This window comes from Frondihabitans sucicola (assembly GCF_030296615.1).
Lineage (GTDB): Bacteria > Actinomycetota > Actinomycetes > Actinomycetales > Microbacteriaceae > Frondihabitans > Frondihabitans sucicola.
Map to the genome: position 1 here is coordinate 3,967,195 of NZ_AP027732.1, position 12,455 is coordinate 3,979,649.

Genomic DNA, 12,455 nt, shown 5'->3' on the forward strand with positions numbered 1-12,455 from the left:
GGTCGTGCTGGTCAGGCTCGGGCGAGAGGGCTCGGGTCGGGGTCGATGGCGGAGTTGTACCGGTAGAGCCGCGGTGGCCGGTGCTTGGTGCCGGTGAGGTACTCGCCGGTCGGCACGACGGCGTCGCTCGACTCGACCATGCGACGGAAGTTGGCCGGGTCGAGCTCGCGACCGAGGACGGCCTCGTGGACCTCGCGGAGCTGGCTGAGCGTGAAGGTCGAGCCGATGAAGGCGCCCGCGATGCGGCTGTACTCCATCTTCGTGCGGAGGCGCCAGAGGGCGTAGTCGACGATCGTGCCGTGGTCGAACGCTAGCGGCGGGAGATCGTCGGCGTCGAACCAGCACACGTTGGGGTCACCCTGCACCAGAGCGTTGGCCGGCCCCTCGACGGCGTTGGATCGCGAGACGAGAGCCCAGTAGACGATGGAGACGACGCGCTCGGCGAGGGAACGACCTCGCGCGCCGAAGGCGTAGAGCTGCTCGAGGTACGTCGGCGAGAGCGCCGTCGTGTCGAGGAGGTGGCGCCTGGCCGCCTCCGAGAGGTCTTCGTCGGCGCCGAGCGGGCCGCCGGGGAGGGCCCAGAGCCCGCGGTACGGCTCGCGGATGCGGCGGACCAGCGGGATGTGCAGGGCCATGCGGCCCGTCGAGTCGGACGCCATCAGCGAGAAGATCACCGTCGACACGGCGAGCGCCGGTGGCACGCCGACGCCGCCAGGCGATACTGCCATCGGGTGCTGCTCGGTCACGGGTGCCTCTCTCGGCTTAAGGTCAGATTGACTCTAACCCTTAAGGTCATTTAGACCTAGTACTTTTTCTCCCCGCTCGTCGTCGTCATTCTCGGACGCACGTGACACGGGGAGTAACTCGGAGTCGCCCGGGGTTCCCTTCGCCCGGAAGAAGGCAGCATGGAAGCCACCGCCGCCGACACGATCGGCGGAGCGGTCGCGACCACGAGGAGGGTGACACGAAGTGACCGACACGACACGGTTTCCGGCCATCGGCCTCCTGCTCGACGACGAGGCAGTGCTCGAGGCCGTCGCCCCGCGAAGCACCGGCGTCGGCACCACCGCCCGCGCAGCGCTGGCCCGCCTCGTCGCGCACGGCGTCTCGTTCGTCGTGCTCGGGCACCGCGACCCGTCGTCGCCACGCCGCGTCGAGCCCTCGGTGGCGGCCGGCGAGGTGGCCCGGCTCCACCGAGACCTCGGGGTGGTCGTCGCGGCCGACCCCGACCGCGACCACCCCTACAACCTCGCCAGACGGCTCCTCTCGATCGACAGCCTGACCGGCGGTTTCGCCGGCCTGCTGCTGGATCCCGCCCCGGTCGCGACGCCTCACGCGCGCCAGACGCACTGGGCGGGCGATGTCACCCGCGACGACGTCGCCGAGTACGCCGATCTCGTCACGACGCTGTGGGGCACATTCGCGCGCGAATCCCTCGTCGGCGACCGAGCGACGGGGCTGTTCGCTCGTTCCGAGCTCCTGCGCCGAGCCGATCACGAGGGCCGTTGGCCGGTGCGCGGCGGCCTCGGCACCCCGTCCAGCGTTCAGGGGCTCCCGCCCGTGCTGTGGTGGGCGGTCGACCCGTCGCGTGGCGGCGGTGACGTGCCCGCCCAGGCGGACGCCGCGATCGTCCGGCACCTGTCGCAGACACCGGTCCTGCCCGAATACCTCCTCACCGACGTCGCGGGCGTGAGGCGCGACCTGTCGACCGTGTCCGACGGCGTCGTCGTCCGTCTGCGCAGCGGCGAGTGGGCCGCGGCAGTCGAGGCGGTGCTCGAGGCCCGGCCGGCGTCGACGGCACCTCCGGCGCCGTCACTCCGCGCCGCACTCGGCCTGCCGCCGCGCAGCGCCGACATCTCCGGGCTTTCCCCGGCGTTCCCCGCCGCGGCACCGACCCCGCAGGGAGTCCGCTCATGAGCCCCGGCAATCAGCTCGTCCTCGGCGTCAACCTGCAGGGCTTCGGCCAGCGGCCTGCCGCCTGGCGCGTACAGGACGTCGCGCCCGCCGATCTGATCGGCCCCGATTTCTGGCAGAACCTGGGCCGTATCGCCGAGCGCGGGCGGCTCGACGCCGTCTTCTTCGCCGACAACCCCAGCGCCGGAAACCCCAACCTCCGCGCCCTCGGCCTGCTCGAGCCCTTCACCGCCCTGCAGTCGATCGCACAGGCGACCGAGCACCTCGGACTCGTCGGCACCGCGTCGACCACGTACAACGACCCCGTCGAACTGGCGGAGCGACTGCTGTCGCTCGACCTCGTCACGGGCGGGCGGCTGGCGTGGAACGCCGTGACGACCTACAACCCGGCCGTCTCGGGCAACTTCGGTCTCGACGGCAACCCCGACCGCCCCAGCCGGTACGCCAGGGCGGCGGAGTTCGTCGACGTCGTCACGCGGCTCTGGAGGAGCGCAGGATCCGGCGCCACGGTCGACCACGTCGGCGACCAGCTCGAGGTGCACGCGCGGCTCGACCAGCCGCCGTCGGCTCAGGGGCACCCCGTCGTCTTCCAGGCCGGAGGCTCCGACCAGGGACGCGATCTCGCCGCCCGCTTCGCCGAGGGCGTCTTCAGCGTGGAGCTCACCCTCGACGCGGCGGTCCAGAACCGCCTGGCGCTCCGCGACGCGGCAGCCCGCATCGGCCGTCACCCCGACTCGGTGAAGGTCGTGCCCGGCCTGTCGGTGGTGCTGGGCAGCACCGAGCGAGAGGCGACCGCGCTCTACGACAGGCTCGAGGAGCTCGCTCCCGAGGGCTACGCCGAGGCGACCCTCGGCTCGTACCTCGACGTGGACGTGACCACGCTCGATCCTGCTCGCCCCGTCCCGGACCACGTGCTCGACCGCACCATCGACGAGGCGTCCTACTCGAAGTCGCTCGGCTACCGCCGCACCGTCGTCCGCTGGGTCCGGGAGAACAACACCTCGGTGCGCGACCTCGTGCGCGCCTTCGGCGGGTACGGCGCGCGGATCGTCGTGGGCACGCCCGAGCAGGTGGCCGACTCGATCGAGCAGTGGTTCCTGGCCGGCGCGGCCGACGGCTTCAACCTGATGATCGACCGCTTCCCCACCGGGCTCGAGGAGATCGTCGACCACGTGATTCCGATCCTGACCGATCGCGGGCTGTTCCGCCGCGAATACGGCGAGAGGACGCTGCGCGGTCGCTTCGCCGAGACCCACCCCGACTCCCCGCACCCCGACACGGACTCCGTGTCCGTCTCGCTCTCCGTCTCCGAACGGGAAAGGTCCGCCCGATGACAGGCTTCAGTACCGATCAGATCCACGCCGGCGCAGGCCCGGAAGGAGAGTTCGGTGCCCGCATCACCCCCATCTACCTGAGCGCCGGATTCGTGTTCGACGACTTCGACCACGCCGAGGCGCGCTTCGCAGGCACGGAGGCCGGCTACGTCTACTCGCGCATCAACAACCCGACGAACGCCGCCGTCGAGAAGAAGATCGCACACCTCGAAGGCGGCACCGGCGCGATCCTGGTCGGCAGCGGTCAGGCCGCCGTCACGGTCGGACTCCTCGGGGTGCTGAAAGCGGGCGATCACTTCCTGTCCGCCCCGAGCATCTACGAGGGCACGCGTTCCCTCTTCCGCGACAACTTCGGGCGGTTCGGCATCGAGGTGGAGTTCATCGAAGACCCACTCGACCTCGACGAGTGGCGGGCGAAGATCCGCCCGGCGACGCGGCTGCTGTACGGCGAGGCGATCCCGAACCCGAAGAACGACCTGATCGACTTCGAGGCCATCGCGGGCCTCGCGCACGAGCACGGCCTTCCGTTCGCGATCGACAGCACCGTGCCGACCCCGTACCTGTTCCGCCCCATCGACTTCGGGGCCGACATCGTGGTGCACTCGGCATCGAAGTTCCTCGCCGGGCAGGGCGCCTCGCTCGGCGGCGTGGTCGTCGACGCCGGACGCTTCGACTGGGCAGCCCGACCCGACCTCTTCCCGCACCTGGCCGAGTCGGTCGACGGCGCCGACGGGCCGAGCTTCACCGAGAAGTTCGGCAAGCAGGCGTACTTCGCCTTCACCCGCGGGGTCATCGCGTCCCGTCTCGGACCCAGCCTGTCGCCCTTCAACGCGTTCCTCCTGCAGCAGGGACTCGAGACGCTCTCCCTGCGCCTCGAGCGGCACGCGAGCAACGCCCTCGCGATCGCCCGCTGGCTCGAGTCGCGCCCCGAGGTGGAGTCGGTCGACTACCCGGGCCTCGAATCGAACCCCTCGTACGCGCTGGCTCAGAAGTACCTGCCGCGCGGCGCCGGAAGCGTCTTCGCCTTCACCCTCGCCGCCGGAAAGCCGGCAGCCAGGGCGGTGATCGACAGCGTCGAGGTGTTCACCCGCATGACGCACATCGGTGACGTCCGGTCGTTGATCCTGCACCCCTCGACGACGACACACCACCGACTTCCGCGCGAGGAGCGCGAGAGCGCCGGAATCACCGACGGCCTGGTGCGCCTCTCGGTCGGCCTCGAGGACGCCGACGACCTGATCGCCGACCTCGAGCAGGCCCTCGACGCGCTCGCGACCGGCTCGACCGGTGCGAAGGCGCCGACCGGGCGCAGGATCACGACGACGGACGAAGCGGTGCCGGTCCTGTGACCGAGGAGACCGCAGGCTCCGTCCGACAGCCGTAGGCATGCCCTAGGGTCGGACCATGTCGCTCCTGCTGACCGCCACGCGCCGGCTGCTCGTGCTCCGCAGGCGGACGACCACCAGCGAGGGCTCCCTGCTGAAGGCGATCGAGAAGCGCGGGAACCCCGCACCGGTCAGCCGGGGGTCAAGCGGGTCGCCCACGTCGACGAGCGCCTGGTCGACGGACGCCGCGTGATCCGGCTCACTCCCCACCGACGGGCTACCGGCAACCACCTGATCTACACGCACGGCGGCTGTTACACCTTCCCGATGATCGGGGCGCACTGGGGCATCCTGGCACGGCTCGTCGCGCTGAGCGGAGTCAGCGTCGACGTCCCGCTCTACGGTCTGGCACCGGAGCACACGGCCACCGAGGCGTCCGAGTGGCTCGAGAAGGTCTACGACGAGGCCGTCGCCGAATTCGGCCCCCGCATTTATCTGGCCGGCGATTCGGCGGGCGGTGGCCTGGCGCTCGGACAGGGTCAGCGCTACCGCGACCGCGGGCTCGCGCAACCCCTGGGGATCCTGCTCGTCTCCCCCTGGGTCGACGTCACCATGACGAACCCGGGCGTCGGAGCCCTCGCCCCCTCGACCACATGCTCGGCGCCCCGGGCCTCGCAGCCGCCGGCCGGCTGTGGGCCGGCGACCTCGACCCGCGCGACCCGATCGTCAGCCCGCTCTTCGGCGACCTCTCCGGGCTGCCGCCGGTCCACACGTACCAGGGCGACCACGACCTCCTCTACGCCGACGCCGAAGAGCTGACCCGCAGGATCCTGCGCACCGGCGGCCTCACGGAACTCCGGGTCACGCGCGGCGGCTTCCACGTCTTCCCCGGAGCCCCGTGGATCCCCGAGGCGCGGCTGACCCTGCGCCGCATGTCGCGGGTCCTCCGCCAGCCCTGACCGTCTCCCCCCCGGAAATCGAAGGGGATTTTCGGCGGAAGGCCCCGCGATCCGCATGCGTGCAGGCCGGCTGGGCGAATCCCCTTCGATTTCGGGACAGGCAATAGGGTGGGCTCGTGCACCATCTCGCTGTACTCGGCTCGCCCATCGCCCACTCGCTGTCGCCCGTGCTGCAGAGCACGGCCTACCGCCTGCTCGGGCTCGACTACGAGTACGGGCTTGCCGACGTGTCCAGCGGCGGCCTGCAGGCCTTCGTCGAGAACCTCGACGACAGTTGGATCGGCCTGAGCCTCACCATGCCGCTGAAGCGCGAGGTCGTCCCGCTCCTCGACGAGGCCTCGCCGCTGGTCGAGAGCCTCGGAGTCGCCAACACGCTCGTGCTGTCCTCCCGTGACGGGAGGCGCACCCTCGCCGGACACAACACCGACGTCGACGGCATCGTGCGCGCCATCGAGCGCGGGCACGACGTCCGCCACGAGCACGCCGCCATCATCGGCGGCGGCGCGACGGCCGTCTCCGCTCTGGCCGCCGCAGCCGACCTGGGCGCGACCCGCTGCTCGGTGTTCCTGCGCGACCCCGCGAAGGCCGGTGCGCTCACCCAGCTCGCCGACCGGCTCGGGGTGACGCTCGAGGTCAGCGGGCTCGACTCCCTGGACGACGCGGAGCCGCTCGACTTCGTCATCAGCACGCTGCCCGGCGGAGTCGCGTTGCCGCCCGTCCTCCCGTCGTCGCCCGAAGCGGTCCTGCTCGACGTCGCCTACGACCCCTGGCCGAGCCCGCTCGCCGCCGGCTGGGAGGACGCGGGAGGCGCTGCGGTCAGCGGACTGGACATGCTCCTGGAGCAGGCGATCGGGCAGATCCGACTCTTCACCGGGCGCGCGCAGGACGAGCCGCTGCCCGACGAGGCGACCATCCGCGCGGCGATGCGCGAGGCCGTCGGGCTGCCCGAGTAGGTCGCCGGAGCACTCGCTGCGCGCGGATACGGGTAACCTCGCAGTCGTGACCGAGACCTTCCGCCCCGCAGTGATTCGCGGCGTCGAGTTCGGAACGGGCCGCCCGAAGATCTGCGTGCCGCTGACCGGCAACACCGTCGACGCCCTTCGCGAGGGCACCGCCGCGCTCGACGTCGACATCGTCGACCTCGTCGAGCTCCGCATCGACCACTTCGACGCCGTCGACGACCACGACGAGGTGCTCCGCGCCATCGAGACCGTGCGCGAGGGCTCTCCCCGCGACGCCGCTGCTCTTCACGTTCCGCTCGAAGCCCGAGGGCGGCAAGCGCGATATCGAACCGGGCGACTACGAGCGCCTCCTGCTGCTGGCCGCCCGCTCCGGGGCCATCGACGCGCTCGACGTCGAGATGTTCACCGAGCTGGGCTCGCTCGAACGCCTGGTCAACGGCGCCCACGAGCTGGGCATCGCCGTCATCATGTCGTCGCACGACTTCGAGCACACGCCTCCGCTCGAGCAGATCGTGGCACGGCTCACGCTCCAGCAGGATCTCGGCGCCGACATCGTCAAGATCGCCGTCATGCCGGAGGCCCCTCCGACGTGCTCACGCTGCTTCAGGCCACCGAGGTCTTCGCCGAGAAGTCGTCCCGACCCGCCATGACGATGTCGATGGGTCCGCTGGGCGTCGTGAGTCGCCTCGCCGGCGAGACCTTCGGATCCTGCGCGACCTTCGGGTCGGTGGGCGAGGCGAGCGCCCCCGGTCAGGTCGAGGCCGGAGCCCTCCGGGTCACCCTCGATCTGCTGCACGACGCGCAAGAGGTCTGAGATGTCGCACGATCACGCCGGTCCGTCGTCGTCGACCGCGCGCCTCGGCATCGCCCTCGGCATCACCTCGCTCATCCTCGTCGCCGAGATCGTCGGCGCCGTCGTCACCGACAGCCTCTCGCTGCTGGTCGACGCCGGCCACATGCTCACCGACGTCGGCGGCCTCACCGCCGCTCTCGTGGCCGCGTGGCTGATCCGGCGACCGGCGACCTCCTCCCGTACCTGGGGCTACCGCCGCGCCGAGGTGCTGGCCGCGCTCGGACAGGCGACGGTGCTCCTGGCCGTCGGCATCTACGCGTTCGTCGAAGGGATCCAGCGCCTGTTCGCGCCGCCGTCGGTGCCGTCCGGGTCGCTGCTCGTCTTCGGTCTGATCGGCCTGGTCGGCAACGTCGTCTCGATCGCGGTGCTCTCGGCCTCCCGCGATCACAACCTCAACCTGCGCGCGGCCTTCCTCGAAGTCGTCAACGACGCGCTGGGCTCGGTCGCCGTCATCGTCGGCGCCCTCGTGATCAGCGCCACCGGCTGGCTGCAGGCCGACGCCGTGGCCGGCATGGTCATCTCGGTGCTGATCGTTCCCCGCACCATCGCTCTCCTGCGCGAGACGACCGGAGTGCTGCTCGAGTCGACGCCGAAGGGCCTCGACCTCGACGCCGTCCGCACGCACATGCTCGAACTGCCGCACGTGCGCAGCATCCACGATCTGCACGCGTCTCAGATCGCCACCGGGCTCCCCATCATCAGCGCGCACGTCGTGATCGAGCAGGGCTGCTTCGAGGACGGTCACGCGCCCCGGATCCTCGACGACCTTCAGAACTGCGTGCTCGAACACTTCGCCGTGCAGATCGAGCACTCGACGTTCCAGCTCGAGCCCGAGACGCACCAGCAGCACGAGCACGTCGAGCACGTCTGAGGGGCGACCCGACCGCATCGGCGGTCACTCGGCGCCGAGGTGCGGATGGGGAGTCAGTCCTCCTGGATGTCGACCCAGGACGACGACGACGCGCTCTCGAGGACGGCGTCGATGATGCGCGCGGCACGAAGCCCGTCGGCGAAGGTCGGCAGCCCGTCGGGCGCCTCGCCGCGCACGGCCGCGTAGGTGTCGGCGAGGAAGGCCGAGAAGGCGTCGCGGTAGCCCATCGGGTGCCCGGCCGGCACGAGGTTGAGGCGCGCCTGGTCGGACGAGACGTCGCCCTCGCCGCGGTTGAGGATCGTCGACCCCCGGTCGTGCCCGAGCCACACCGTCTCCGGAGCCTCCTGGTCGAAGACCGCCGAGCCGCGCGACCCGTCGACCTCGACCCAGAGCCGGTTCTTGCGGCCGGCCGAGACCTGCGAGATCACGGTGTTGCCGACGCCGCCGGAGGCGGTACGGAAGGTGGCGGTGGCGGTGTCTTCGGTGGTGACCTCGAGTCGAGGGGCGTCGGCCGATGATCCTGCTCCCCCGAACGACGGCCCGCTCGGAGCCGGGCGGGTCGGATACGCGATCGTGGTGACCGCGCTGACCGCCGTGAAGCGCTCGCCCGAGATGAACTCTGCGAGGTCGCACCAGTGGGAGCCGACGTCGGCGAACGCCCGCGAGGGGCCGCCGAGAGCGGCGTCGACGCGCCACGACGAGGCCAGCGGATCGAGCAGCCAGTCTTGAAGGTACGACCCGTGCACCAGGTGGATGTCGCCGAACTCGCCGGCGATGCGGCGGGCCCGGAGCTCGCGGACCAGCGGGTGGTAGCGGTAGGCGAAAGGGATGGTCGCGACGACGCCGGCGGCCTCGACGGCCTCCACGAGCTCGAGCGCCTCGGAAGCCGTGATCGCCAGGGGTTTCTCGCACACGACGTTGAGTCCGGCGCGGATCGCGCGAAGGGCGTAGTCGTGATGGCTGCCGTTGGGAGTGCAGATCTGGACGACGTCCGGACGATCGGCGAGGACCTGCTCGAACGAGCCGTAAGCGGAGGCCGTGCCCCAGCGCTCGGCGAAGTCGGCGGAGCGGCTCGGCGAGGATCCCAGGACTCCCACGACGTCCGCTCCGGCATCGCGCGCGGCCCGTCTGTGCACCGCACCGATCATGCCCGTGCCGACGATGGCGACGCGCAGAGGCGTGTGCTCCATGGAACTCCCTAGCGGTTCAGGATCTCTCCCGAGTCGATCTAACCGAGGCTTTTGACGAGTGTCAAACAAAAGTCCGACCAGCCATGTCAGAAGTAGGTCACGACAGCAGAGAAGAAGGAGAAGGAGTCAGGGAACCCGCACGAAGCGAAGCGCCGGTCGCTTGCGCTGACGGAAGCCGAGGTGCTCGTACAGGCGGACGGCGCCGGTGTTGGTCGCCGCGGCGTGCAGGAGCGGGAGATCGCCGCGCTGCCGGATGCCGTGGACCACGTCGAGCACGAGCCGGGTCGCCAATCCGCGCCCCCGGTGCTGCGCATCCGTGGAGACGGCGCTGATCTCGGTCCATCCCGGCGGGTGAAGGCGTTCTCCGGCCAGGGCGATGAGACGGCCGTCCTCGCGGAAGCCGACGTAGCGACCGAGCTCGATCGTGCGGGGCAGGTATGGCCCGGGTTTGGCGTGGGCGACGAGGTCGAGGATGTCGGGGACGTCGTCCGGCGTGAGCTCGACGGCCTCGGGATCCGGCCGCCCCTCGACCGCTTCGCCCGTGAGCTGGAAGCCGCCGCCGCCCTCGAGCTCCGTCCATCCCTCGGGAAGGGTCGCGCCCGCTCCGACACCGGCGAAGGCGCCCGAACCCAGGAGCGCTGCGGCATCGACCCAGTCGATTGCGGTGGGCGCGTCCGGGAACCCCGTCCACGGCGACACATCGGGCTGGTAGCGGACGATCTCGCCGCGGCGCTCCGCGAAGCGCGCGTGGTGCCCGTTGAGGGAGGCCAGCGCGGGGTTGTCGAGAACGCGGCTGCGGGTCCCGTCGGCGGCGAGCGTCAGGTCGCGGATGAACACGGCCGGTCCGCGGCTGGTCTCGGGCCGGAAACCGAGCTCTCTCAGCAGGAGACGAAGTCCGTCGGACGCGCCGGCCGTGTCGAGGATCACACCGGACGCGTAGCGCGCCGTGGCGCGCACGACCACGTTCTCGAGCAGCGTGCGCGTCACGTCGGCGCCGACGACCGCGATGTCCGGCGCCACGACGTCGACCTCGCCGGGAGCGGCGAGTCGGGTGAGTCGTTCTCCCGGAGCGGCCGCGTCGATTGTGCCCAGCACGGCGCGGGTCTCGGCGTCCACCGCCTCGATGCGTTCCGCGCCGTCGGGCGCTTCGATGTCGTGCAGGTCGACGGCGGCGTGGGTTCCGATGGTCATACCAGCAATCTTCGGACGCGATGCCGGCCGGATCGGCGAATGTTGCGTCCGAAGACGTCCCGGGCGGCCTCGGAAGCGACGGCCGTCGAGCTGCCGGATCGGCCGCACGCCCTACGCGCCGGCCCGCGCCCTCGTCAGGTGGTCGGCGGCGGCCTGCTCCAGGTGGTTGAGGTCGCCCGCGACGGTCGCGAACGTGTAGCCCTCGCCGAGGCGGCGTGCGGCCACGTCGCCGTGAGGCGTGTGGATTCCCGCGGCGACTCCTGCGGCGGCTGCCGCGGCCGCGACCCGGACGAGCGCCGCCTCGAACTCGGTCTCGACGGCGGGATCGCCCGGGAACGCGGCCCCGACGGCGATCGCGAGATCGGACGGGCCGACGTAGACGCCGTCGAGCCCCGGGGTCGCCGCGATCGCCTCGACGTTCGCGAGTCCCTCGGGGGTCTCGATCATGGCGAAGACGAGCGTGGTGTCGTTCGCCTCGGCCGGAACGGGACCGACCCGCAGGGTCGAGCGCATCGGGCCGTAGGAGCGGCGCCCCACCGGCGGGTACTTCGCGCTGGCGACGGCGGACGCGGCGTCGGCGGCACTGTCGACGAGCGGAACGATGATGCCCGAGGCGCCGGCATCGAGAGCCTTGCCGATCGGCGTGATGTCGTTCGCCTCGACGCGGACCAGCCCGACGGAGGTAGCACCCGCGTCGATGGCTGTCAGGCCGCCCAGCATGCCCGAGTAGCCGAACAGGCCGTGCTGCGCGTCGAGGCAGACGTAGTCGTAGCCGAGGCGCGCGATGCGCTCCGTCGACGGCGGTGAATCGAGGGTGATCCAGTAGCCGACGATGCGCTCACGGGCTCGGATCGCTCGGGCGAATTCGGTGGCGACGGGGGAAGTCATGGGTTCTGCTTTCTGAGGTGGGTCGGTCAGCGGTTGTAGGCGGGCATCGGGCCGCGAAGCCCTGAGCCGACGTCGTCGAGGGCCTGCACGAGATCGGCGGGGAGCGGTCCGCGGCGGATGGTCTCGATGTTGGCCGAGACCTGAGACTCGCGCGACCCTCCGAGCAGGATGCTCGTCACTCCGGGCCGGTAGGCCACCCAGCGCAGGGCCGCTTCGACGAGCGGGATCCCCGCATCGCCGGCGAGCGCGTTCATCCGGTCGATCGCGTCGAACAGCTGCTCGTTCCAGTACCGCTGCGTATACATCGCTGCCAGTCGTGAGTCGCCGAAGCGCCCGTCGGACGGCGCCTCCGCGAAGCGGTGCCGACCGGTGAGGAGTCCTCCCCGAGCGGGTTGTAGACCATCGTGTCGATCCGGTGCGTGCTGGCGAACTCGAGGTACTCCTCCTCGATCCGGCGGGCGACGAGGTTGTAGAGCTGCTGCGCGACGACAGGGGTGGGCGCCCCGGCGACGGCTGCCTCGCGCTCGACGTCGGCGATCTGCCAGGCGGCGAAGTTCGAGACGCCGAGTGACAGGATCTTGCCTTCGGAGACGAGTTCGGCGATGGCTCCGAGCGTCTCCCCGAGCGGGGTCCGCCGATCGGGCTGGTGCAGGTAGAAGAGGTCGAGGCGGTCCGTGCCGAGGCGTCGGAGGCTGCCCTCGACCGAGGCCCGCAGGGCGGAGGAGGACAGGGGGCCGGCGGAGCCCGCGTCGGGATGCGGCATCCCGGCCTTCGAGGCCAGACGGACGCGATCCCGTCTCCCGTCGAGAAGGGTCCGGAGCAGCTCCTCCGTGGCCCCGCCGGCGTACGCGTTGGCCGTGTCGATCTCGGTGATCCCCGCGTCGAGCGCGACGTCGAGCATGCGGCGAGCGCCCTGCTCGTCGACGGTGTCGGCGAAGGTCATCGTGCCCAGGACCAGCGCGGGGACG

At 71.1% G+C, this 12,455-nt stretch carries 11 protein-coding genes and 4 pseudogenes; 10 read left to right on the forward strand and 5 right to left on the reverse strand.

Annotation, left to right across the window (positions count from 1 at the left end):
- Positions 1-11 precede the first annotated feature (11 nt).
- Positions 12-728, reverse strand: coding sequence for an NUDIX hydrolase (locus QUE79_RS20360; RefSeq protein ID WP_286344656.1), 717 nt, complete (start codon positions 726-728; stop codon positions 12-14).
- 241 nt (positions 729-969) lie between these two features.
- Between QUE79_RS20360 and QUE79_RS20365 the strand changes: the two genes are divergently transcribed.
- From QUE79_RS20365 to QUE79_RS20400, 10 genes and pseudogenes are all read left to right on the forward strand, one after another.
- Complete coding sequence (locus tag QUE79_RS20365; protein WP_286344657.1) at positions 970-1,917, forward strand: LLM class oxidoreductase; 948 nt, start codon at positions 970-972, stop codon at positions 1,915-1,917.
- Positions 1,914-3,248 (forward strand): NtaA/DmoA family FMN-dependent monooxygenase, encoded by a 1,335-nt coding sequence (locus tag QUE79_RS20370; RefSeq protein ID WP_286344658.1) that lies wholly within the window; start codon positions 1,914-1,916, stop codon positions 3,246-3,248. Before QUE79_RS20365 ends, QUE79_RS20370 begins: the two co-directional genes overlap by 4 nt.
- Positions 3,245-4,597: an O-acetylhomoserine aminocarboxypropyltransferase/cysteine synthase family protein gene (locus QUE79_RS20375; RefSeq protein ID WP_286344659.1), complete on the forward strand. Its 1,353-nt coding sequence runs from the start codon at positions 3,245-3,247 to the stop codon at positions 4,595-4,597. The genes QUE79_RS20370 and QUE79_RS20375 overlap by 4 nt, the downstream gene beginning before the upstream one ends.
- 55 nt (positions 4,598-4,652) lie before the next feature.
- Complete coding sequence (locus QUE79_RS20380) at positions 4,653-4,826, forward strand: hypothetical protein (protein WP_286344660.1); 174 nt, start codon at positions 4,653-4,655, stop codon at positions 4,824-4,826.
- A pseudogene (locus QUE79_RS25905) lies at positions 4,823-5,182 on the forward strand (alpha/beta hydrolase fold domain-containing protein); the annotation flags it as partial. The gene QUE79_RS20380 and the pseudogene QUE79_RS25905, both read left to right, overlap by 4 nt.
- A 44-nt stretch (positions 5,183-5,226) precedes the next feature.
- Positions 5,227-5,532, forward strand: coding sequence for an alpha/beta hydrolase (locus tag QUE79_RS20385; protein WP_286344661.1), 306 nt, complete (start codon positions 5,227-5,229; stop codon positions 5,530-5,532).
- A gap of 116 nt (positions 5,533-5,648) precedes the next feature.
- Positions 5,649-6,485 (forward strand): shikimate dehydrogenase, encoded by an 837-nt coding sequence (locus QUE79_RS20390; protein WP_286344662.1) that lies wholly within the window; start codon positions 5,649-5,651, stop codon positions 6,483-6,485.
- 115 nt (positions 6,486-6,600) lie between these two features.
- Positions 6,601-6,735 (forward strand): annotated as a pseudogene (locus QUE79_RS25910) (type I 3-dehydroquinate dehydratase); the annotation flags it as partial.
- Between the two features lie 37 nt (positions 6,736-6,772).
- A pseudogene (gene aroD, locus QUE79_RS20395) lies at positions 6,773-7,308 on the forward strand (type I 3-dehydroquinate dehydratase).
- Position 7,309: 1 nt separating this feature from the next.
- Entirely contained in the window at positions 7,310-8,218 is a 909-nt protein-coding gene (locus tag QUE79_RS20400) for a cation diffusion facilitator family transporter (RefSeq protein WP_286344663.1), read from the forward strand.
- A gap of 53 nt (positions 8,219-8,271) precedes the next feature.
- Here QUE79_RS20400 and QUE79_RS20405 read toward each other — a convergent pair whose 3' ends face one another.
- From QUE79_RS20405 to QUE79_RS25915, 4 genes and pseudogenes are all read right to left on the reverse strand, one after another.
- On the reverse strand, positions 8,272-9,408 hold the full coding sequence (locus QUE79_RS20405; RefSeq protein ID WP_286344664.1) for a Gfo/Idh/MocA family protein: 1,137 nt from the start codon (positions 9,406-9,408) through the stop codon (positions 8,272-8,274).
- Between the two features lie 126 nt (positions 9,409-9,534).
- Positions 9,535-10,599 carry a GNAT family N-acetyltransferase gene (locus QUE79_RS20410; RefSeq protein ID WP_286344665.1) on the reverse strand — a complete coding sequence of 355 codons (1,065 nt, stop codon included), beginning with the start codon at positions 10,597-10,599 and terminating at the stop codon, positions 9,535-9,537.
- 111 nt (positions 10,600-10,710) lie between these two features.
- Complete coding sequence (locus QUE79_RS20415) at positions 10,711-11,487, reverse strand: HpcH/HpaI aldolase family protein (RefSeq protein WP_286344666.1); 777 nt, start codon at positions 11,485-11,487, stop codon at positions 10,711-10,713.
- A gap of 26 nt (positions 11,488-11,513) precedes the next feature.
- A pseudogene (locus QUE79_RS25915) lies at positions 11,514-12,430 on the reverse strand (aldo/keto reductase).
- Positions 12,431-12,455 lie beyond the last annotated feature (25 nt).